We start from the raw sequence: 20324 nt of genomic DNA on the forward strand, positions 1-20324 counted from the left end.
TTTGTGTTCCGCGTCTTGGCGCTAACTAATTGAATTGCGGGCATAAAAAAACCGGACGTTAAGTCCGGTTCTTTAAAACACGCCCAATCAGGCGTGTGTAAATTCTGCTGAATAGGGGAGCGCGGCCTGGGCTGTCTGCAGCTGCGTCAGGGTTTCCCGTACCACTTGCTTGGCGAGGCAAGCACATTTGCCACATTGGCTGGCAACGCCGGTGGTTTCACGCACTTCCTTGTAGCTGCAGCAACCTTCATAGATTGCTTCGCGGATTTGTCCGTCGGTGACGCCAGTACAGAGGCACACATACATAAGGGAGAACCATCGCGGGTTTAAGGCTTAAGTGCGATGGATCTTAATGTTAACGAGAATGATTGTCAAAGTAGATTCGTAGGGTATTGGCTGGCACCGCGCCCTCACTGACGAACGGTTTTTTCAGTGTATGATGGTCGGTCTTCACGAAGCGTGACTGCGTCACAGGGCTGTCGCTTAAACACGGCAGACTCGGGCCGGTCCTTTTACTTCAATCGTCACCCTCACATCAGGAGATATCCAATGAGCGTACTCGTCGGCAAACAAGCCCCGGATTTCGACGTACCCGCCGTCCTCGGCAATGGCGAAATCGTTGACAGTTTCAAACTGTCTGAAGCCATCAAAGGCAAATACGGCCTGGTGTTCTTCTACCCGCTGGACTTCACCTTCGTCTGCCCGTCCGAGCTGATCGCCCTGGACCACCGCATGGACGATTTCAAGGCGCGCAACGTTGAAGTGGTCGCCGTTTCCATCGACTCCCATTTCACTCACAACGCTTGGCGCAACACCGCCATCAATGATGGCGGCATCGGCAAAGTCAAATACACCATGGCTGCCGACATGAAGCACGACATCGCCAAGGCTTACGACGTTGAATCCGAAGGCGGCGTGGCTTTCCGTGGCGCGTTCCTGATCGACGACAAAGGCGTGGTTCGCTCCCAGATCATCAACGACCTGCCACTGGGTCGTAACATGGAAGAGCTGATCCGCCTGGTCGACGCCCTGCAATTCCACGAAGAGCACGGCGAAGTCTGCCCTGCCAACTGGAAAAAAGGCGACAAAGGCATGAACGCTTCGCCGGAAGGTGTTGCGGCTTACCTGACCGAGAACGCTGGCAAGCTGTAAGCCGGAGTCGAGGTACAAAAAAACCGGCCTGTGAAAGGGCCGGTTTTTTTATGTGGAGGAAAAGCCCCTGGGGCAAGCGTGCTTTTTGTGGTGAGCGGGCTTGGTGTGGTGAGCGGGCTTGCCCCGCGCTGGGTTGCGAAGCAGCCCTAAAACCTGCCTGCGAGGTCTAGCTGAATAAATGCGCTGCCTGGATTGGGGCTGCTGCGCAGCCCAGCGCGGGGCAAGCCCGCTCACCACAGTAAGCCCTTTCACCACAACAAGCCCCTTCACCACACTAAGCCCTTTCACCACAGTAAGCCCGCTCACTATAGCGAGTCCGCTCACCACAAAAGCGCTGTTAGTCGTTGAAGTCTTCCCAGCCGCCCATCTGCTTCCAACGGTTGACGATGCCGCAGAACAGCTCGGCAGTCTTCTCGGTGTCGTAGCGGGCCGAGTGCGCCTCGCGACCGTCAAAGTCGATTCCAGCCGCTTGGCAGGCCTTCGCCAGTACGGTCTGGCCATAAGCCAGGCCAGCGAGGGTCGCGGTGTCGAAGCTGGAGAACGGGTGAAACGGGTTACGCTTCATGTCCAGCCGCGCCACGGCGGCATTCAGGAAGCCCAGGTCGAAGCTGCTGTTATGGCCGACCAGAATCGCGCGTTTGCAGCCATTGGCCTTCAACGCCTTGCGCACGCCACGGAAGATATCGGTCAGTGCCGCTTCTTCACTCACCGCCATGCGCAGCGGGTGATCGAGCTTGATCCCGGTGAACTCCAGGGCAGCGGCTTCGATGTTGGCGCCTTCGAATGGCTCCACCCTAAAGAAGTGGGTGTGTTCCGGGAACACAAAACCCTGTTCGTCCATGCCGATGGTGGTCGCCGCGATTTCCAGCAGCGCGTCGGTGGCGCAGTTGAAACCACCGGTTTCTACGTCGATGACAACCGGCAGATAGCCGCGGAACCGCTCGGCCATCGGGTGACGGGAACCGCCACCACTGTGCTCGTGTTCGTCATCGTAATGGTCTTCACTCACTTGCTTTCCTCCAGCAGGCGCCAGCGCAGTGTTTCACCGGCGCGCAGCGGGATAACAGTCAGCTCGCCAAACGGCAGGCTGGCAGGGGCGGTCCAGTCTTCACGGACCAGGGTGATGCGGTCGGTATTCGCCGGCAGGCCGTAGAAGCGCGGGCCATTGATGCTGGCGAAGCCTTCGAGCTTGTCCAGCGCGTTGCGCTGTTCGAATGCTTCGGCATACAGCTCGATGGCGGCAAACGCGGTATAGCAACCGGCACAGCCGCACGCGGCTTCTTTTGCGTGCTGGGCGTGGGGTGCCGAGTCGGTGCCGAGGAAAAACTTCGGATTGCCGCTGGTCGCCGCATCCAGCAAGGCCACCTGGTGGGTGTTGCGCTTGAGGATCGGCAAGCAATAGAAGTGCGGCCGAATCCCGCCCACCAGCATGTGGTTGCGGTTGTACAGCAGGTGATGCGCGGTGATCGTCGCGCCGACGTTGGCCGAGGCCTCGGTAACGAACTGCACGGCATCGGCGGTGGTGATGTGCTCGAACACGACCTTGAGGGTCGGGAACAGCTCGACCACACGGCGCATATGCTCGTCGATGAAGATCTTCTCGCGATCGAACACGTCCACGTCGCCACGGGTGACTTCACCGTGGATCAGCAGCGGCATGCCGACTTCCGCCATGGCTTCGATGGCCGGCAGGATCTTGTCGATACTGGTCACGCCGGAATCGGAGTTGGTGGTCGCGCCGGCCGGGTACAGCTTGGCGGCGTGCACGAAACCGCTGGCCTTGGCCTCACGAATTTCTTCGGGCTGGGTGCGGTCGGTGAGGTAGAGCACCATCAACGGTTCGAAGCGGCTGCCGGCCGGCCGCGCAGCGAGGATACGCTGGCGATAGGCGTCGGCTTGCTCGGCGTTACGCACCGGAGGTACCAGGTTAGGCATGATGATGGCGCGGCCAAAGGTGCGCGCTACATCGGCCACGGTGTGGGGTAACGCAGCACCATCGCGAAGATGAATATGCCAGTCGTCGGGACGCAGCAGGGTCAGGCGGTCGGACATTGGGGATTCCAGGCGGGTCAATCTGGTGGGAATGCTACCGGAAAAGACTCTTGCAGGCACTCGCTATCAAGTTTTGCAGGATGCAACCGATAGCCTTTTGTATGCCTTATCGATGTATGACGCTTTGAAGTGTTGTAGAAACCAGTGGAGCCTCCCGTGCGCCAGCATTATCTAGCCCTGCTCAGTGTGTTCGCCAGCCTGCCTGCGATGGCCCTCACGTTCCAGACACGTCTGGAGAATATTGAGTGGAAGGTAGAAGGCGATCAGTTCGAGTGCCGCCTGACCCAACCGATCACCGACTTCGGCTCGGGTGAGTTCGTGCGTCGGGCCGGCGAGCAGGCGACGTTTCGCCTGAAAGCCTATAACGGCTCGCTGGGTGTGGGCTCGGCCACGTTGTTGGCGGCTGCCGCCCCTTGGCAGCCGGGCCGAGGTGATATCAACCTCGGCGCCGTGCGTGCCGGCAGTGGCGACGTCTTGTTCAACAGCTCCCAAGCCCAGGCCGGGCGCCTGTTTACGGGGTTGCTGGAAGGGCGCAGCCCGACCGTCCGACACTACGGGCGTGAGGGCGGCTATTCGGAAATCCGCTTATTGCCGGTGAAATTCAACAAGGCCTACAACGACTACCAGCTGTGCACCACCAAGCTGTTGCCGATGAATTACGACCAGGTCAAGCAGACCGAAGTCGGGTTCCCGGGTGGCGGTATCGAACTGGACGCGGCGGCCAAGAAGAAACTCGACGTGATTCTCGCGTTCATGAAGGCCGACCCCACCGTCAACCATATCGAGTTGAACGGCCATTCGGACAACGGCGGCAACCGCCTGACCAACCGTGACGTCTCGCGTCGCCGTGGCTTGGCGGTGATGGATTACTTGAAGGCCAACGGTATTCCGGAATCGCAGATCACCTTGCGTTTCCACGGCGAAAGCTACCCGCTGGCGCCTAATACCAATGCGGCCAATCGCGCGCGCAATCGTCGGGTGAATATTCAGCTCGAACGCGTCGCAGCCCCCGAGAAACCGGCGCCCCAGGCCAGCGGCCCGAGCAACCCTGCACACACGTCATAACGTGCAGCCTAAGGTGCGACCATCGGTCGCCCTCTCGACATAATCTGTCGCTTTATCTTCATTTGCTGTCGCGCCCCTGTAAATCCACGGTTTTGGTCGGTAGAATCGACGCCTTTCCGTACAACCCCGTGGAGTGATGGCATGGCCGACGTAAACAAGGTCGTTCTCGCGTATTCCGGCGGCCTGGACACTTCGGTGATCCTCAAGTGGCTGCAGGATACTTATAACTGTGAAGTGGTGACCTTCACCGCTGACCTGGGTCAGGGCGAAGAGGTCGAACCTGCACGTGCCAAGGCGCAAGCCATGGGCGTGAAAGAGATCTACATTGACGACCTGCGCGAAGAGTTCGTCCGCGATTTCGTCTTCCCGATGTTTCGCGCCAACACCGTCTACGAAGGCGAGTACCTGCTGGGTACCTCCATCGCACGTCCGCTGATCGCCAAGCGCCTGATCGAAATCGCCAACGAAACCGGCGCCGACGCCATTTCCCATGGCGCCACCGGCAAGGGCAACGACCAGGTACGTTTCGAGCTGGGCGCCTACGCGCTCAAGCCAGGCGTGAAAGTGATCGCGCCTTGGCGTGAATGGGACCTGCTGTCCCGTGAAAAGCTGATGGATTACGCTGAAAAGCACGCGATCCCGATCGAGCGTCATGGCAAGAAGAAGTCCCCGTACTCGATGGACGCCAACCTGCTGCACATCTCCTATGAAGGCGGCGTGCTGGAAGACACCTGGACCGAGCACGAAGAAGACATGTGGAAGTGGACCGTCTCCCCGGAGAACGCTCCCGACAAGCCGCAATACCTGGAACTGACCTACCGCAACGGCGACATTGTCGCGTTGGACGGCGTTGAAATGACCCCGGCCACCGTTTTGGCGACGCTGAACCGTATCGGTGGCGAACACGGTATCGGCCGCCTCGACATCGTCGAGAACCGTTACGTGGGCATGAAGTCCCGTGGCTGCTACGAAACCCCAGGCGGCACCATCATGCTGCGCGCTCACCGCGCCATCGAGTCCATCACCCTGGACCGCGAAGTCGCTCACCTCAAAGACGAGCTGATGCCGAAGTACGCCAGCCTGATCTACACCGGCTACTGGTGGAGCCCTGAGCGCCTGATGCTGCAACAGATGATCGACGCGTCCCAGGCCCACGTGAACGGCGTTGTGCGCCTGAAGCTGTACAAGGGCAATGTGATCGTCACCGGTCGCAAATCTGATGATTCCCTGTTCGACGCCAACATCGCCACCTTCGAAGAAGACGGCGGCGCCTACAATCAGGCGGACGCGGCAGGCTTTATCAAGTTGAATGCATTGCGCATGCGCATTGCGGCCAACAAAGGTCGCTCGTTGTTCTAAGTTTCAGCCTGTCGTGAAGAATGGCCCCTTGTTCAAGGGGCCATTTTTTTTGCCGGTGTATTTTATAGAATGTCGCGATGTTTATAGTGATTAAACATATGTTGATATTTTTCATCCCCACCTTTCCCAAACAGGGGACTTGAATTGGCTGTTGTTGGAAGTGTGTAGGGGGAATGAATTTTTTACACCTGTGTAGGAACTGGTCTTACAGAAAATTCACTCATGCAGATACAGCGAATATATAAAGCGCTGAATAGTCTGTAAGAATTAAGGATGTAAGTTAATATGTTAAATGGAACTAAAACAGCCGGATCTTTCCTGCTCGTTCACTCGGCCAACGGCGAGAGGCAAGGGGCATTTCCTGAGAGTTACGTGCGGTACGTTTACCCGACCCCTGATATCCCATGGATATTTCACTCAAAATATGTAAGTCCCCAGAAAGGTCTGAAAGGATCCATAAAGCTTGATAAGTCCGAGATGGCGTTTTTTTGTAGGGTAATTCCTTTATCGCTGTGGGGTGGGTCTCTGCTTGCTGTTGCTTGGGGGGGAATGCTATGCCAACTAGGAAACGACTAGGCTATTGTGCTTGCTCTAAATAATTCGAACAGCGAAATTGGACTTTCTCATGAATAAAGTGCTGATCGTGGATGATCATCCCGTCATTCGTCTTGCTGTGCGTATGCTAATGGAACGTCATGGTTATGAGGTCGTTGCCGAGACCGATAACGGTGTCGATGCGTTGCAACTTGCACGGGAGCATATGCCGGACATTGTCATACTGGATATTGGGATACCCAAACTTGATGGCCTGGAAGTTATTTGCCGCCTGTCTTCGACCAAGCAGGCTGCACCGTTCAAGGTGCTGGTGCTGACGTCCCAGGCCCCTGGTCATTTTTCCATGCGCTGCATGCAGGCGGGGGCTGCCGGCTATGTGTGCAAGCAACAGGACCTGACCGAGTTACTGAGTGCGATCAAGGCCGTCTTGTCGGGCTACAGCTACTTCCCGAACCAGGCGCTCAACTCGGTACGCTCCACCATGGGCAATGCCAGTGAGGCCGATATGGTCGAGCGTCTGTCCGGCCGAGAAATGATGGTATTGCAGCAGTTGGCCCGGGGCAGGACCAACAAGGAGATTGCCGACGGCATGTTCCTCAGCAACAAGACCGTCAGCACCTACAAGACGCGTTTGCTGCTCAAGCTCAACGCCCGCTCTCTCGTCGACCTGATCGAACTGGCACAGCGTAACGGCTTGGTATAGAGGAGGGGACGCCACCGCGTGTTGCCCGGGCAACCGGCAGAAAAAAGCCTCCGTCAGGGAGGCTTCCGGCCGTCGACCTCTCAATCAGAGATCGAAGTCGTAATCGGCCAGTTGTTTTTGCAAGCGTCGTTCTTCCAGAAGATTGTCGATGGTACGGCGTTTGCTCAAATTGGTCTTGGCGACCTCTGCCACAGGCGTCTCCGCCCCATCGTCATCCGATTCAACGAGGTCGTCTTCCACTTCCAGTTGTTCTTTGCCAGTGCTCATAAGGTTCACTCCGGGCTAAGACTGCCGTTGGCGCTCCTTATAACGATAATCCATGACCGGGTAAAAAAGATTTTTTCAATCGACCGATCAATAAAACCAATGGTCCCTCAATCGTCGGATGTCTTGTCCTTGTATTCGCACAGGTCTTCTATCCGACAGCTGCCGCAACGCGGCTTGCGGGCCTGGCAAACATAGCGTCCATGAAGGATCAGCCAGTGGTGGGAATCGAGCAAATACGGCTTGGGCACGAATTTCATCAACTGCTTTTCCACCTCCACCACGTTTTTCCCACGGGCAATGCCGGTTCGGTTACTGACCCGGAAAATGTGGGTGTCCACCGCCATCGTCAGTTGACGGAAAGCGGTGTTGAGCACCACGTTGGCAGTTTTACGGCCAACGCCTGGCAGGGCTTCCAGGGCTTCGCGGGTTTGTGGCACTTCACTGCCGTGCAGTTCCACCAGCAGGCGACAGGTTTCGATGACGTTCTTGGCCTTGCTGTTGTACAGGCCGATGGTTTTGATGTATTCCGACAACCCGTCCACACCCAGGGCATAGATTGCCTCCGGCGTGTTCGCCACGGGATAGAGCTTGGCTGTGGCCTTGTTGACGCCCACGTCGGTGGATTGTGCCGACAGGATCACCGCAATCAGCAATTCGAAGGGCGAGGTGTAAGCCAGTTCGGTCTTGGGTTCCGGATTGTCTTCGTGAAGCCTGCGGAAAATTTCCAAGCGTTTTGCGGCGTTCATGGGGCGGTGGTTTCCTTACAGGCGTTCGGCATCAATGTGAAGAGTGGGTCCAGGCTTGGGGTTCTGTGAGCAATTATCTCGGACAGGATAAACGATCGTTACGGCGCCCGGCAGCGCTCGTAGCGGGTCACGCGTCGACGTAGGCGTCCACCTGGCGCTGCGTTTCCTCAAGCCTGTGTTGTGCGGCTTTCAGTTGATCTGCATTTACGCCCGCTTGGCGTTGTAATTTGCTCACCTCCGCCCGGGCGTACGCCAGGGCGGTTTTCAGCTGGCGCAGTTGAGCGTCGATGGGGCGTTTTTCCACGCGCTGCAAATCGGGCCGAGGCTGCTGACTGTCAGCCTCTGCATCGTGCAAGGCTTGCTCCGCGCTGGACAGCGCAGCGCTCAGGAGTGCCAGTTGCTGTTCGTCAGCGTTCTGGTCCTGGGCTTTTTTCAATTCGGCGCGCCGCATGGCCAATTGGATTTTTGCGCGTTTGAGTGCGGGGTCTTTCGGCGGCGGCAGGGTCGTCGGGGTGATGACTTCCAATGCTGCAAGTGCCTGCTCTGCTGCTTCGAACTGCTGCTGCAGAACGATCAACTGCGACTGCTGCTCAAAGGTCGGCGGGTGGCCGAACGCCTTCAAGGATTTATGCAGTTGGGCACGGCTCATGGCGAGCGTGATTTTAGCCTGCTTGACCGCTGCCTCTTGGGCTGCCTGAGCCGCATCGGCCGGCACGGGCTGTGTTGGCGCCGAGCGCTTGGCCCGTGCCAGGCGTTCGGCGAGTTTGTGGGCTTCTTCCCGTTGCAGGCGCGCGTTGCGTTGTTCAAAGCGCCGCCGCGCCCGGTCACGTTTCAAGCCGCGTTCATGATGCTCACGATCATTGGTCGCCAAGCCACCCACAATCGGTAGCACGCGGGTCGCTGGGTGCATCTCAATGCAATCGACAGGGCAGGGCGCAACGCACAGGTCACAACCGGTGCACTCATCAATGATGACGGTGTGCATCAGCTTGGCGGCGCCGACAATAGCGTCCACCGGGCAGGCCTGGATGCACTTGGTGCAGCCGATGCACTCGGCCTCGCGGATATACGCTACCTGGGCTGGCGCTTCCCCGCGATGGGTGTCGAGGTCCAGCACCGGCACGCGCAGCAACAGTGCAAGGCCGGCGATGGTTTCCTGCCCGCCGGGCGGACACTTGTTGATTGCCTCGCCTCGTGCGATGCCCTCGGCGTAAGGCTTGCAGCCCGGGTGCCCGCATTTGCCGCATTGGGTCTGCGGCAGCAGCGCGTCGATACGTTGAATCAGGTTCATGCTGTGATCACGGGTATGCCGATTAAGCGAACAGGCGTGTAATGGATTTGTAGGAGCGCGACTTGCCGGCGATAGCGTCCTTGAGATCGCCATTGCCGGCAAGCCGGGCTCCTACAATAGGCCTAATTTACTCGCCACAGGCCCATAGGCTTACTTGATGCGTTGACCCGGCTTGGCACCGCTGTCAGGGCTCAGCAGGTAGATCTCTTCGCCACCAGGGCCGGCCGCCATCACCATGCCTTCGGAGATACCGAACTTCATTTTCCGTGGCTTGAGGTTGGCGATCATCATGGTCAAGCGACCATCGAGCTTGGACGGGTCCGGATAAGCGCTCTTGATCCCGGAGAACACGTTGCGTTGCTCGCCGCCGAGGTCCAGGGTCAGGCGCAGCAACTTGTCGGCACCTTCCACGGCTTCGGCCTTGACGATCAGCGCGACACGCAGGTCCACGGCGGCAAAGGCGTCGAACTCTATTTCCGCAGAAATCGGGTCCTTGGCCAGCTCGCCGTTACCGGCCGGTGCCGATTCGCCGGTGTCGGTCTGGCTGGCAACCAGGTCTTCTTTCGAAGCGTCGGTCATGGCCTGGACTTTCACCGGGTCGATACGGGTCATCAGCGGCTTGAACTCGTTCAACTGATGGTTGCTGAGCAGAGTGGCGTGATCGTTCCAGGTCAGCGGCGCGACGTTGAGGAACGCCTCGGCATCGGCGGCCAGCAACGGCAGCACCGGCTTGAGGAAGATCACCAACTGGCGGAACAGATTGACGCCCGTGGCGCAGATCGCCTGGACTTCCGCCTGTTTGCCTTCCTGCTTGTTCAGCGACCACGGCGCCTTGTCGGCGATCCAGGCGTTGGCGCGGTCGGCCAGGCCCATGATCTCGCGCATGGCGCGGGCAAAATCGCGGGCTTCATAGGCGTCGGCGATGCTTGGCGCAGCGGCCAGGAACGCGTCGGTCAGTTCCGGCGCGGCATTCTCAGCCACCAATACACCGGCGTTGCCCTTGTGGATAAAACCGGCGCAACGGCTGGCGATGTTGACGACTTTGCCGACCAGGTCCGAGTTGACCTTCTGTACGAAGTCTTCCAGGTTCAGGTCGAGGTCGTCGACGCCACGGCCCAGCTTGGACGCGTAGTAGTAGCGCAGGTATTCCGGCGACAGGTGGTCCAGGTAGGTGCGCGCCTTGATAAAGGTGCCACGGGACTTGGACATCTTCTGGCCGTTGACCGTCAAGTAGCCGTGCACGGCAATGCCGGTGGGCTTGCGGTAGCCCGACCCTTCAAGCATCGCCGGCCAGAACAGGGCGTGGAAATTGACGATGTCCTTGCCGATGAAGTGGTACAGCTCGGCGGTGGAATCCTTGGCCCAGAAGGCGTCGAAATCCAGTTCCGGCGTGCGGTCGCACAGGTTCTTGAAGCTGGCCATGTAGCCGATCGGCGCGTCCAGCCACACGTAGAAATATTTGCCCGGCTCGCCCGGGATCTCGAAGCCGAAGTACGGTGCATCGCGGGAAATGTCCCACTGTTGCAGGCCGGCATCCAGCCATTCGGCGATTTTGTTGGCCACGGCGTCCTGCAGGGTGCCGCTGCGCGTCCAGGTTTGCAGCATTTGCTGGAAATCCGGGAGCTTGAAGAAGAAGTGCTGGGAGTCCTTGAGCACCGGGGTGGCGCCGGAGATTGCCGACTTAGGGTTCTTCAGGTCGGTGGGTGCGTAGGTGGCACCGCATTTCTCGCAGTTGTCGCCGTACTGGTCCTCGGTGCCGCATTTCGGGCAGGTGCCCTTGATGAACCGGTCGGCCAGGAACATTTTCTTTTCCGGGTCGAAATACTGGGTGATCGAGCGCGTGGCAATGTGCCCGGCTTCCTTCAACCGCAGGTAGATCTGGCTCGACAGCTCGCGGTTTTCGTCGGAGTGGGTCGAGTGGAAGTTGTCGAAGTCGACCAGGAACTCGGCAAAGTCGGCGCTGTGTTCAGCCTGCACATTGGCGATCAGTTGTTCCGGGGTGATGCCTTCCTTTTCGGCGCGCAGCATGATGGCCGATCCGTGGGCGTCGTCCGCGCAGACATAAATGCATTGATTGCCGCGATGCTTCTGGAAGCGCACCCACATATCGGTCTGGATGTACTCAAGCATATGGCCAAGGTGGATGGAACCATTGGCATAGGGCAGGGCGCTGGTGACGAGGATCTTGCGTGGCTCGGACATGGGGCTCGGCTACTTGATGAAACGGAGGTCGGCCACTATAAAGCGCCGGGAAATTTATTTCACCCCGTGGCGCTGTTTCCGAATCTTCCCAACCTGCGAAAGCATGCCGTTAAGCCGCTGGAACGGTTAGGATAGCCGCCTGTTTCAGTCAGTCTTTTTTCGGGAGTAGCCCATGAGCGCCGTCAATCGCGCAGCGGTGGAAGCCGTCCTTCGCCAGTACACCGACCCCTATTTGAACCAAGACCCGGTCAGCGCCGGCTGTGTACGTGCCATCGAAATCCAGGGCGACCAGGTGTCGGTCCACATGGAGCTGGGCTATGCCGCAGGTCTGTTCAAGAGCGGTTGGGCGCAGATGCTGCAAATGGCCATTGAGGGCCTCGAGGGCGTGCGTTCCGCCAAGGTCGACATCCAATGCGTGATCGCTGCGCATAAGGCCCAGGCGCAGATCCCGGGCCTGGCCAACGTCAAGAACGTGGTCGCGGTGGCGTCTGGCAAGGGCGGTGTGGGTAAGTCCACCACGGCGGCCAACCTGGCCTTGGCCCTGGCCCGTGAGGGCGCGCGCGTGGGCATTCTCGACGCTGATATCTATGGCCCGAGCCAAGGCGTGATGTTCGGCATCGCCGAAGGCACGCGGCCGAAGGTCAAGGACCAGAAGTGGTTCGTGCCCATCGAGTCACTGGGCGTGGAAGTGATGTCCATGGCCTTTCTTACCGATGACAACACGCCAATGGTCTGGCGCGGGCCGATGGTTTCCGGCGCCTTGCTGCAACTGGTCACCCAGACTGCCTGGGGCGACCTGGACTACTTGGTGATCGACATGCCGCCAGGCACCGGTGATATCCAGCTGACCCTGGCGCAAAAGGTGCCGGTGGCCGGCTCGGTGATTGTCACCACGCCCCAGGACCTGGCGCTGCTCGACGCGAAGAAAGGCGTGGAGATGTTCCGCAAGGTCAATATCCCGGTGCTGGGCGTCGTGGAGAATATGGCGGTACACATCTGCTCCAACTGCGGCCACGCCGAGCATCTGTTCGGCGAAGGCGGCGGCGAGAAGCTGGCGACCCAATACGGCGTGGAGCTGCTGGCTTCACTGCCGCTTTCGATGTCGATCCGCGAGCAGGCTGACGGCGGTAAGCCCACTGTCATGGCTGAGCCGGATAGCCAGATCGCCATGATCTATCAGGAGTTGGCGCGTCATGTGGGCGCGCGGATCGTCCTGCAAGAGGCGGCGACGCCCGCGATGCCGACCATTACCGTCAGCGACGACTGAGGTTAATGAAGGGAAAAAGCCTCGACTGTGTCGGGGCTTTTTCATGCGTGGAAAGTGGTCAAGCAGTCGCGACGGCGCTTTTACGCAGTGGGTGGTGTAAGCATTTGCTTACTTTTCCGTAAGTGTTTGGTTTTTTCATCCGCCATGTACGTCCCAAAATCCTGAGAGACTTTTCTATCTAATTGAAATATAACAATTAATTGTTCTTTGTTTGACGCGAAAGGTTGCCGGCCGGCGGCGTGCATCCCGTTGAACTTACTTTGGAACTCTCTAAGATCAGCCCTGTGTCCACGGATTGGCACAACCATCAAGGAACGATGGTTCGAAGGAATGTCGCAGGATGCGATTCATCAGGATGATGAAAAGGAATACAGGGACTAGGGAAAAAATGTGGGCGGGTCATACCGCCCCTTTTTTTGCCTGTAGAAAAGTGAAACCCGCCCTCCAGAAACGCAAAAAGGCCCGCAAGGGGCCTTTTAGGGGGGGCAACGCTATCAGCGTTCGAGGTCTGCAATCTTACCTTTTTTGCCATCCCACTCCGCTGCATCCGGCATCGGGTCTTTGCGTTCAGTGATATTCGGCCAGATTTCCGCCAGCTCGACGTTCAACTGAATAAATTCCTGCATTTCTGCTGGGACTTCGTCCTCGGAGAAAATAGCGACGGCCGGGCATTCAGGCTCACACAGGGCGCAGTCAATGCACTCGTCCGGGTGGATAACCAGGAAGTTCGGGCCTTCGTAGAAGCAGTCCACCGGACACACTTCGACGCAGTCGGTGTACTTGCACTTGATGCAGTTGTCGGTAACGACGAAGGTCATTTCTAATTTTCTCCTCAGGCGGCGGCAGCGAAACCCTTTGTGGCAGGGCTCGCGAGGTTCGGGAGCGATAGTCTGCAGGCCAGGCTAAAAGCCCACAGCATCCCAAACCGCGCGAGAGTCTACCAGCTTGCAAGCGTCTGCGTTATATCCGAACCTGCAGTGCATATAACATTTCGAGCGCTTTACGGGGCGTCAAGCCGTCCAGGTCAAGTTTTGCCAACTCATCCAGCACCGGATGGGGCAGGCTGGCGAACATGTCACTCTGATGCGGTGCGGCCGGTTTGCTGGTGGCTTTGGTTGGGCTGGCGACCACGGTTTCATGGGGCAAGGCCGTGGTTTCCAGGCGGCTGAGGTGTTCGCGGGCGCGGGTAATCACATCGTTTGGCACGCCGGCCAGTTGTGCCACGGCCAGGCCGTAACTCTGGCTGGCAGGCCCCGGCAGCACGTGATGCAAGAACACGATGCGCTCGTTGTGCTCGGTGGCATTCAGGTGCACGTTGGTCACCAGTGGCTCACTTTCCGGCAACACCGTCAGCTCGAAGTAGTGTGTGGCGAACAGCGTATAGGCACGCAAGTGCGCCAGGCGCTCGGCCGCCGCCCACGCCAGGGACAGGCCGTCAAAGGTGCTGGTGCCACGGCCCACTTCGTCCATCAGCACCAGGCTGCGCTCGGTGGCGTTGTGCAGGATGTTGGCGGTTTCGCTCATTTCCACCATAAAGGTCGAACGGCCACCGGCGAGGTCATCGCTGGAACCGATCCGGGTGAAAATCCGGTCCACCAGTGACAGCTCGCAGCTGGCCGCCGGCACGAAGCTGCCGATATGCGCCAGCAGCACGATCAAAGCGGTCTGGCGCATGTAGGTGGATTTACCGCCCATGTTCGGACCAGTGATCACCAGCATGCGGGTATCGTCGTCCAGCGACAGGTCGTTGGCGACGAACGGCGTGGTCAACACTTGCTCTACCACTGGGTGGCGACCTTGCACGATGCGCATGCACGGCTCGCTGACAAAACGCGGGCAGTTCAAGTCAAGGTTCAGTGCACGCTCGGCCAGGTTGCTCAGCACGTCCAGTTCGGCCAGGGCTGCCGCAGTGTCCTGCAGCGGCGCCAGTTGGCTGATCAAGTCCTCAAGCAACGCCTCGTAAAGCATTTTTTCCCGCGCCAGGGCACGGCTCTTGGCCGACAGGGCCTTGTCTTCGAACGCTTTGAGTTCCGGGGTGATAAAGCGCTCGGCGCCCTTGAGGGTCTGGCGACGTTGATAGTCGATCGGTGCCGATTCAGCCTGCTTGCTCGGCAACTCAATAAAGTAGCCATGCACGCGGTTGTAGCCGACTTTCAAGTTGGCCAGGCCGGTGCGGGCCTTTTCGCGGGCTTCCAGATCGATCAGGAACTGCCCGGCGTTTTCGCTCAGGGATTGCAGCTCGTCCAGCTCGCTGTCGTAACCGGTCTTGAGTACGCCGCCGTCGCGGATGATCGCCGGCGGGTTGTCGATGATGGCTTTTTCCAGCAGTGCCGCGAGTTCCGGGTAGGTACCTGCGGTAACCGCAAGCTGTTGCAGGTGTGGCGTATCCAGCTCGGTCATCGCCACTTGCAGTTGTGGCAAGGCCCCAAGAGCGTCGCGCAAGCGTGCCAGGTCACGCGGGCGCGCGTTACGCAGGCCAATCCGCGCCAGGATGCGCTCGATATCGCCGATTTCCTTCAGCTGTGGCTGCAGCTTTTCAAAGCGATAGCCGTCGAGTAGGCAGGTAATAGAGGTTTGTCGCGCTTGCAGTACAGTCAGGTCGCGCAGTGGGCGGTTCAACCAGCGGGTCAGCAAGCGACTGCCCATGGCCGTCTGACAGCGGTCAACCACCGATTGCAGGGTATTATCGCGCCCGCCGGCCAGGTTGGTGTCCAGCTCCAGGTTGCGACGGCTGGCGCCATCGAGCACCACGGTATCGTCGAGACGCTCGTGACGCAGGCTGCGCAAATGCGGCAGGGCGGTGCGCTGGGTTTCCTTGGCGTAGCCAAGCAGGCAACCGGCGGCACCGATAGCGAGTGTCAACGTTTCACAACCGAAGCCTTTAAGGTCCTGCACCGAGAACTGCTGGCATAGACTTTTCAACGCCGAATCACGCTCGAAGTCCCACGGCGCGCGACGCTTTGTCCCACGGCGTTTTTCCGCCGGCAGATCCTTCGGCCAATCATCCGGAATCAACAACTCCACCGGATTGATGCGCTCCAGCTCCGCCAGCAGGTTCTCCCAGCCCTTGATCTCCAGCACGCTGAAATTGCCACTGGTGATATCCAGCACCGACAGCCCGAACAAACGCTCATCGCCCAGCACCGCGGCGATCAGGTTATCGCGACGCTCGTCCAGCAGCGCCTCATCACTCACCGTCCCCGGCGTAATAATGCGCACCACCTGACGTTCAACCGGCCCCTTGCTGGTGGCCGGATCGCCGATCTGCTCACAGATCACCACTGACTCGCCCAGCTTGACCAGCTTGACCAGATAACCTTCCAACGAATGGTAAGGAATCCCACACATCGGAATCGACTGCCCCGCCGACTGCCCACGCGCGGTCAGGGTGATGTCCAGCAACTTGGCAGCCTTCTTCGCGTCTTCATAGAAGATCTCGTAGAAGTCGCCCATGCGATAGAACATCAACTGATCAGGGTGCTGGTTTTTCAGGCGCCAGTACTGCTGCATCATTGGCGTGTGGGAGGACAGATCGGACGTATTTTTACTCATTGGGTCGTAGGCAAATTCGTTGAAGGAGTGGGGCAAATGTGGGGCATTCCGCCCTGCGATTTTGCAATGGGCGCAAGGTTAACACGCGAGGTCGGGGCTTCGCAGGTCGCAAACGGGTAGGTAAAACGCAGGCCGAAAGCCAGAGGTGGGGAGCAGGCTCCAGGCGCCGCTATTTTGCCCTGCGGCCACTGGCGGGGAACAAGCCTCGGATAACCCCGAGAAAAGCGGCAAACAAGTTGATGGAGGTTGCGGTGGTGATAGCGATCAACACGTTGTCGGAAAACGGAGCTTTGCCGGAATAGTAAGTTGACCAACCATTCCACACGAGCAAAACCGACCAAAAGATCACGCCGCAGGCAGCAAACCAGAAAGCACGCCCCGCATACTTCTTGCGCAGCTGCCTTTCGGCCTTCTGATCCTTCAGGTTTTGGTTTCTTTCATCGTCAGCACCCACTGCCTGCTCGCCCCCAGGTTGGGAGTCCTGGTCGGGCCCTGATGCGGGGGGCAGTGTCAGCTCAAGGTTGTCGAGTTCCTCACTCACGGTTGCGGCTCTTTGGGTGAATGAACTCCGCCATTTCCTTCCAGTCAATGGCGGAACCATCCGCTCCCCTGAGTGCCCAGGCGGTGCCTTCCTCGTGGGAGAGGTTGGACAGTTGAGTCCCTGACCACTTGCCGTATTTATTGATAATGCGGTCAATCAGACGCTGGGCGTAGGTATCGCTTTCAGGAATTCTCGGTGTCACGAAGACGATGTCTTCGACGTCGGGTTTAAGGTTGCTGAGCAGCGACGTCACAGGGCGGCTGCCGTAGGACTTCAACTCATGATAGAGCGATGGAATGACCGGGCCGTATTGCCAGCGGGCAAAGTGATCATCCATAAGGGGCAGCTCCCTTTCACGCAGATGCCAGGACTGCGTGTAAAACAGCAGCTTTTGAAGCTTCATTGGAGTCAAGCCTGAAAGCTTGCCTTCTTTGGCGCGTTCAATGAAGGCGTTAGCAACAGCTAGAGCTGAATAAGCCATGAGCACCTCCGAAATGGCTGGCTACGTTGTTATAGAGTTTCATATATAGGCTCGGGATTGTCGACATGCAATGGCGTCGGTTGACGGGCGCCGTGTCGTATCCCGGGCAGGCTGGAAAAGTTGAATCAAGTGTGGCGGATAATAGTGGGCTGAATACTGTTTGTATAGACAGTGTTTCGTGAGGATTTTAGTGGAATACTGATAAATGCATAGATTATGCAAATTAGCATTTGCCAACCCCAAAATCTCCCGCCATTATCCCCGTTATGCAAAAACGCAACGTTTCTATCGTCTTAAGAGAACTGCTGGACCGCGACCGGATCTCCCCCACGGAGCTTCACCGGCGTACCGGCGTGCCTCAATCCACGTTGTCCCGGATTCTCAGCGGCAAGATCGTTGATCCGTCGGACAAGCACATCTCCCGCATCGCCGAGTACTTTCGCGTCAGCACCGACCAGTTGCGCGGGCGCGCGGCGGTGGGCGCCCTGCGCGATGACGGGCGCGACCCGATGCATTCGGAACTCAAGGACATAAGCCTGTGGGATGACGACACACCCGTTAATGATGACGAGGTGTCGATCCCCTTTCTGCGCGAGGTTGAATTGGCTGCTGGATCAGGAAGATTCGTCATCGAGGAAAGGGAGAAGGCCAGCCTGCGGTTCGGCAAGCGCAGCCTGCGGCATAACGGTGTGCAGTTCGATCAGGCCAAGTGCGTGACGGTGCGTGGCAACAGTATGTTGCCGGTACTGCGTGATGGCGCGACGGTCGGGGTGAACGCGGGCAAGAGTGGCATTGGTGACATCGTTGATGGCGACTTGTATGCCATCAACCACAACGGCCAATTGCGCGTGAAACAGCTCTATCGCCTGCCTTCCGGGATTCGCTTGCGCAGTTTCAATCGCGACGAACACCCGGATGAGGACTACAGCTTCCAGGATATCCAGGATGAGCAGATCAGCATCCTCGGTCATGTGTTCTGGTGGGGCATGTACGCCCGTTAACCTCCTTGCGTAAGACAAAGCCCGCCCATGAGCGGGCTTTTTTTCGCCTGTGGCAAATCACCGAACCCTTGGCCTGCAAGGCTGAAAATGCATTTGTGCAATTCACGCCAAAAATTAAATGCATTTGTGCATTGACTGTATATGCATACATGCATATTCTTCGTCTCAAGCCAGCCAACAAGGTGGTGGAGGCGGCAAGGATGCTGCCAAGGAAGACAAGGAAGGCACGCAACATCGGCAAGGACGCCATCTGAGCGATGGCAGGGATGCCAAGCAACACCGGCAAGGATGCCGACGCTCTTTAGTTTTACCGCTTCAAGAACAGGCAGCGATGAACCGGCCTTAACGGTTCAGAGGGTTGGCAACTGACCCGGGTGTGCAGCGTAAAGCACCAGAAGCAGTTATCCGGCAGACAGGGATCGTGGTCGGAAAAACATTGAGGAAAGGTCCGTACCGCGCCAGTAGCGCCGAAAGACCGAGGACATCATTACTGAAAAGCCCGGGCAACCGGGCTTTTTGGAATGCCTACCTACACATGGATTTACCCAAGAGCCGGCTCTGTGCCGGTAGTGCTCAGCCAGGAGGCGTGACATGACAAACGAGCAGCAAGCGTTAGCGGAAATGCCTATCTGGCTGGTGATCGTACTGGCCCTGATCGGCGGGGTGTCTGGCGAGATGTGGCGCGCCGACAAAGAGGGAGCCCGTGGTTGGTCGCTGGTACGGCGCCTGGCGCTGCGTTCTGGGGCGTGCATGGTCTGCGGCGTGTCGGCATTGATGCTGTGCTACGCCGCCGGCATGTCGATCTGGACCGCCGGGGCCATCGGTTGCCTGACCGCCATGGCCGGTGCGGACGTGGCCATCGGCCTTTATGAACGCTGGGCGGCCAAGCGCATCGGGGTCAACGAGGCCCCGACCTCTCGCCCTGATCAGCAGTAACCGCTGCAAGGACGCAAGCAGATGACACTTCTTGAAAAACCTTCCCAATTGCCCATCGCGATTGGGGACGCACTGAAAAGCGCGTTCCCACAGCTGCGCGTTGGCAATCACCATGATTTTCCCGACTCGGGCGATAAAACCGGCATCTTGATCAGCGTGGAGCGCAACGGCCCTGGCGTTCGCTCCCTTGCTGGGCGTAAGGTCCATGCCTTGTCGGTGTCACTCAGGGCCACGGTGGCCAACGGGTCGGCACCGTTTGACGCGTGCGACCTGGCCAGCCAAATGATGGACCTGGCCCTGGATAACCGCTGGGGCCTGCCGCCAGACCAGTGCGACCTGCCCACCGCGATTGTCGCGGCACCTTCCGCACTCACCGGCGCGGAAACGGACTACGACACCTGGAGCGTGTCCTTTACCCAAAACCTCTACCTCGGCCCGTCACTGCTCGACGATCCCACAGGCAAACCGCTGTTTGCCTGCACGTGGGAGGTCACGAACATCGACGATCCGGACCAATATCGCCCGCTGCAGGAGTAGCCCATGTTCGATGCACTGCTACGCATGCAACTGGGGCCGATCGTCGAACGCCTGGCGGAAATGGAAACTCAGCTGGAAGACCTGTATCGACGCGCAGAGAGCTTTTGCCGGATTGGCGTGTGCCAGGAGGTCGACGCCGCCAGCAATACCTGCAAGGTCAGCCACGGTGATTTGCTCAGCCCGGCGATCCGATTCTTCAACCCAAGCGCTGGAGCGCAAACCGAAACGCGCATTCCTTCAGTGGGCGAACAATGTCTGCTGCTCAATTACGGCGGTGGGGAAGGGGGCGCGCAGTCGGTGGCGTTGTTTGGCCTCAACAGCAGTCTCTTTCCGTCGGTGTCCGCCGTTGCGTCGCTGACGCGGCGTCGCTACCAGGACGGCACCCAAAGCGACTACGACGACGCCAGCCACCTGTTCAATTGGGTTAACGGCCCGACCACGTTCAGCGGCTCCCGCGAGCAGGTCGACGTCAAGGTCGGTGCCGCCAGCCTGACCATGAATACCCAAAGCATCACCCTGCAACTCGGCGCCACCGGCGTGTTGCTGGATGCCGCCGGCGTGCATTTGAGCGGCCCGGTGGTGGATCACCAAGGCCGCGTGATCAGCAGCGCATAAGG

General features: G+C 58.7%; 21 protein-coding genes. 10 read left to right on the forward strand and 11 right to left on the reverse strand.

What is annotated here, in order from left to right:
* Window positions 1-87: 87 nt before the first annotated feature.
* Window positions 88-306, reverse strand: coding sequence for a bacterioferritin-associated ferredoxin (locus tag K7431_RS15285; RefSeq protein WP_010564137.1), 219 nt, complete (start codon window positions 304-306; stop codon window positions 88-90).
* 243 nt (window positions 307-549) lie between these two features.
* Between K7431_RS15285 and K7431_RS15290 the strand changes: the two genes are divergently transcribed.
* A complete protein-coding gene (locus K7431_RS15290) occupies window positions 550-1152 on the forward strand; it encodes a peroxiredoxin (protein WP_003172097.1) in 603 nt (200 codons plus the stop codon).
* A gap of 337 nt (window positions 1153-1489) precedes the next feature.
* Here the strand turns inward: K7431_RS15290 and rnt are convergent, their stop codons facing one another.
* A complete protein-coding gene (gene rnt / locus K7431_RS15295) occupies window positions 1490-2161 on the reverse strand; it encodes a ribonuclease T (protein ID WP_010564138.1) in 672 nt (223 codons plus the stop codon).
* Window positions 2158-3204 carry a dihydroorotase gene (gene pyrC, locus K7431_RS15300; RefSeq protein WP_012722488.1) on the reverse strand — a complete coding sequence of 349 codons (1047 nt, stop codon included), beginning with the start codon at window positions 3202-3204 and terminating at the stop codon, window positions 2158-2160. Before pyrC ends, rnt begins: the two co-directional genes overlap by 4 nt.
* Window positions 3205-3360: 156 nt before the next feature.
* Between pyrC and K7431_RS15305 the strand changes: the two genes are divergently transcribed.
* The 3 genes from K7431_RS15305 to K7431_RS15315 all read left to right on the forward strand — a co-directional run bounded on the left by K7431_RS15305 (window position 3361) and on the right by K7431_RS15315 (window position 6886).
* Window positions 3361-4269: a flagellar protein MotY gene (locus K7431_RS15305; protein ID WP_012722489.1), complete on the forward strand. Its 909-nt coding sequence runs from the start codon at window positions 3361-3363 to the stop codon at window positions 4267-4269.
* Window positions 4270-4410: 141 nt separating this feature from the next.
* The gene (locus K7431_RS15310) at window positions 4411-5628 is read left to right on the forward strand and encodes an argininosuccinate synthase (RefSeq protein ID WP_012722490.1); all 1218 of its coding nucleotides are present in this window, start codon (window positions 4411-4413) and stop codon (window positions 5626-5628) included.
* 625 nt (window positions 5629-6253) lie between these two features.
* The gene (locus K7431_RS15315) at window positions 6254-6886 is read left to right on the forward strand and encodes a response regulator transcription factor (RefSeq protein ID WP_012722491.1); all 633 of its coding nucleotides are present in this window, start codon (window positions 6254-6256) and stop codon (window positions 6884-6886) included.
* A gap of 84 nt (window positions 6887-6970) precedes the next feature.
* On the opposite strand, the gene K7431_RS15320 is transcribed toward K7431_RS15315, so the two are convergent.
* From K7431_RS15320 to metG, 4 genes are all read right to left on the reverse strand, one after another.
* Entirely contained in the window at window positions 6971-7153 is a 183-nt protein-coding gene (locus tag K7431_RS15320) for a PA3496 family putative envelope integrity protein (RefSeq protein ID WP_012722492.1), read from the reverse strand.
* Between the two features lie 107 nt (window positions 7154-7260).
* Window positions 7261-7899 carry an endonuclease III gene (gene nth, locus K7431_RS15325; protein WP_012722493.1) on the reverse strand — a complete coding sequence of 213 codons (639 nt, stop codon included), beginning with the start codon at window positions 7897-7899 and terminating at the stop codon, window positions 7261-7263.
* A gap of 127 nt (window positions 7900-8026) precedes the next feature.
* Complete coding sequence (gene rsxB, locus K7431_RS15330; protein ID WP_255611015.1) at window positions 8027-9283, reverse strand: electron transport complex subunit RsxB; 1257 nt, start codon at window positions 9281-9283, stop codon at window positions 8027-8029.
* Between the two features lie 57 nt (window positions 9284-9340).
* On the reverse strand, window positions 9341-11392 hold the full coding sequence (gene metG / locus K7431_RS15335; RefSeq protein ID WP_012722495.1) for a methionine--tRNA ligase: 2052 nt from the start codon (window positions 11390-11392) through the stop codon (window positions 9341-9343).
* Window positions 11393-11564: 172 nt separating this feature from the next.
* Between metG and apbC the strand changes: the two genes are divergently transcribed.
* The gene (gene apbC / locus K7431_RS15340; protein ID WP_012722496.1) at window positions 11565-12659 is read left to right on the forward strand and encodes an iron-sulfur cluster carrier protein ApbC; all 1095 of its coding nucleotides are present in this window, start codon (window positions 11565-11567) and stop codon (window positions 12657-12659) included.
* A 494-nt stretch (window positions 12660-13153) separates the two neighbouring features.
* Here apbC and fdxA read toward each other — a convergent pair whose 3' ends face one another.
* From fdxA to K7431_RS15360, 4 genes are all read right to left on the reverse strand, one after another.
* The gene (gene fdxA / locus K7431_RS15345) at window positions 13154-13477 is read right to left on the reverse strand and encodes a ferredoxin FdxA (protein WP_003208688.1); all 324 of its coding nucleotides are present in this window, start codon (window positions 13475-13477) and stop codon (window positions 13154-13156) included.
* Between the two features lie 142 nt (window positions 13478-13619).
* Window positions 13620-16211 carry a DNA mismatch repair protein MutS gene (mutS, locus tag K7431_RS15350; RefSeq protein ID WP_012722497.1) on the reverse strand — a complete coding sequence of 864 codons (2592 nt, stop codon included), beginning with the start codon at window positions 16209-16211 and terminating at the stop codon, window positions 13620-13622.
* A 169-nt stretch (window positions 16212-16380) separates the two neighbouring features.
* Window positions 16381-16752 carry a hypothetical protein gene (locus tag K7431_RS15355; RefSeq protein ID WP_012722498.1) on the reverse strand — a complete coding sequence of 124 codons (372 nt, stop codon included), beginning with the start codon at window positions 16750-16752 and terminating at the stop codon, window positions 16381-16383.
* On the reverse strand, window positions 16745-17233 hold the full coding sequence (locus K7431_RS15360) for a Panacea domain-containing protein (RefSeq protein WP_043204860.1): 489 nt from the start codon (window positions 17231-17233) through the stop codon (window positions 16745-16747). The genes K7431_RS15355 and K7431_RS15360 overlap by 8 nt, the downstream gene beginning before the upstream one ends.
* Before the next feature lie 266 nt (window positions 17234-17499).
* On the opposite strand from K7431_RS15360, the gene K7431_RS15365 reads away from it, so the two are divergent.
* The 5 genes from K7431_RS15365 (at window position 17500) to K7431_RS15385 (ending at window position 20322) form a co-directional block, all read left to right on the forward strand.
* On the forward strand, window positions 17500-18234 hold the full coding sequence (locus K7431_RS15365; protein WP_012722500.1) for a LexA family transcriptional regulator: 735 nt from the start codon (window positions 17500-17502) through the stop codon (window positions 18232-18234).
* Window positions 18235-18239: 5 nt separating this feature from the next.
* Window positions 18240-18488, forward strand: a complete 249-nt coding sequence (locus K7431_RS15370) for a hypothetical protein (protein WP_148270890.1) — start codon at window positions 18240-18242, stop codon at window positions 18486-18488.
* Between the two features lie 337 nt (window positions 18489-18825).
* A complete protein-coding gene (locus tag K7431_RS15375) occupies window positions 18826-19170 on the forward strand; it encodes a phage holin family protein (protein WP_012722501.1) in 345 nt (114 codons plus the stop codon).
* 21 nt (window positions 19171-19191) lie between these two features.
* A complete protein-coding gene (locus K7431_RS15380; RefSeq protein WP_012722502.1) occupies window positions 19192-19707 on the forward strand; it encodes a hypothetical protein in 516 nt (171 codons plus the stop codon).
* A 3-nt stretch (window positions 19708-19710) separates the two neighbouring features.
* Complete coding sequence (locus K7431_RS15385; protein WP_043204862.1) at window positions 19711-20322, forward strand: phage baseplate assembly protein V; 612 nt, start codon at window positions 19711-19713, stop codon at window positions 20320-20322.
* Window positions 20323-20324 lie beyond the last annotated feature (2 nt).

It is taken from the genome of Pseudomonas fluorescens group sp. (assembly GCF_020093335.1).
Taxonomy (GTDB): Bacteria; Pseudomonadota; Gammaproteobacteria; order Pseudomonadales; family Pseudomonadaceae; genus Aquipseudomonas; species Aquipseudomonas petroselini.

Excerpts from the sequence above, each read along its gene's own strand:
- K7431_RS15285 (WP_010564137.1), bottom strand. The coding sequence starts at position 306 with ATGTATGTGTGCCTCTGTACTGGCGTCACCGACGGACAAATCCGCGAA.
- K7431_RS15290 (WP_003172097.1), top strand. The coding sequence starts at position 550 with ATGAGCGTACTCGTCGGCAAACAAGCCCCGGATTTCGACGTACCCGCC.
- pyrC (WP_012722488.1), bottom strand. The coding sequence starts at position 3,204 with ATGTCCGACCGCCTGACCCTGCTGCGTCCCGACGACTGGCATATTCAT.
- K7431_RS15310 (WP_012722490.1), top strand. The coding sequence starts at position 4,411 with ATGGCCGACGTAAACAAGGTCGTTCTCGCGTATTCCGGCGGCCTGGAC.
- K7431_RS15315 (WP_012722491.1), top strand. The coding sequence starts at position 6,254 with ATGAATAAAGTGCTGATCGTGGATGATCATCCCGTCATTCGTCTTGCT.
- K7431_RS15320 (WP_012722492.1), bottom strand. The coding sequence starts at position 7,153 with ATGAGCACTGGCAAAGAACAACTGGAAGTGGAAGACGACCTCGTTGAA.
- nth (WP_012722493.1), bottom strand. The coding sequence starts at position 7,899 with ATGAACGCCGCAAAACGCTTGGAAATTTTCCGCAGGCTTCACGAAGAC.
- rsxB (WP_255611015.1), bottom strand. The coding sequence starts at position 9,283 with ATGGCGATCTCAAGGACGCTATCGCCGGCAAGTCGCGCTCCTACAAAT.
- metG (WP_012722495.1), bottom strand. The coding sequence starts at position 11,392 with ATGTCCGAGCCACGCAAGATCCTCGTCACCAGCGCCCTGCCCTATGCC.
- apbC (WP_012722496.1), top strand. The coding sequence starts at position 11,565 with ATGAGCGCCGTCAATCGCGCAGCGGTGGAAGCCGTCCTTCGCCAGTAC.
- fdxA (WP_003208688.1), bottom strand. The coding sequence starts at position 13,477 with ATGACCTTCGTCGTTACCGACAACTGCATCAAGTGCAAGTACACCGAC.
- mutS (WP_012722497.1), bottom strand. The coding sequence starts at position 16,211 with ATGAGTAAAAATACGTCCGATCTGTCCTCCCACACGCCAATGATGCAG.
- K7431_RS15360 (WP_043204860.1), bottom strand. The coding sequence starts at position 17,233 with ATGGCTTATTCAGCTCTAGCTGTTGCTAACGCCTTCATTGAACGCGCC.
- K7431_RS15365 (WP_012722500.1), top strand. The coding sequence starts at position 17,500 with ATGCAAAAACGCAACGTTTCTATCGTCTTAAGAGAACTGCTGGACCGC.
- K7431_RS15375 (WP_012722501.1), top strand. The coding sequence starts at position 18,826 with ATGACAAACGAGCAGCAAGCGTTAGCGGAAATGCCTATCTGGCTGGTG.
- K7431_RS15380 (WP_012722502.1), top strand. The coding sequence starts at position 19,192 with ATGACACTTCTTGAAAAACCTTCCCAATTGCCCATCGCGATTGGGGAC.
- K7431_RS15385 (WP_043204862.1), top strand. The coding sequence starts at position 19,711 with ATGTTCGATGCACTGCTACGCATGCAACTGGGGCCGATCGTCGAACGC.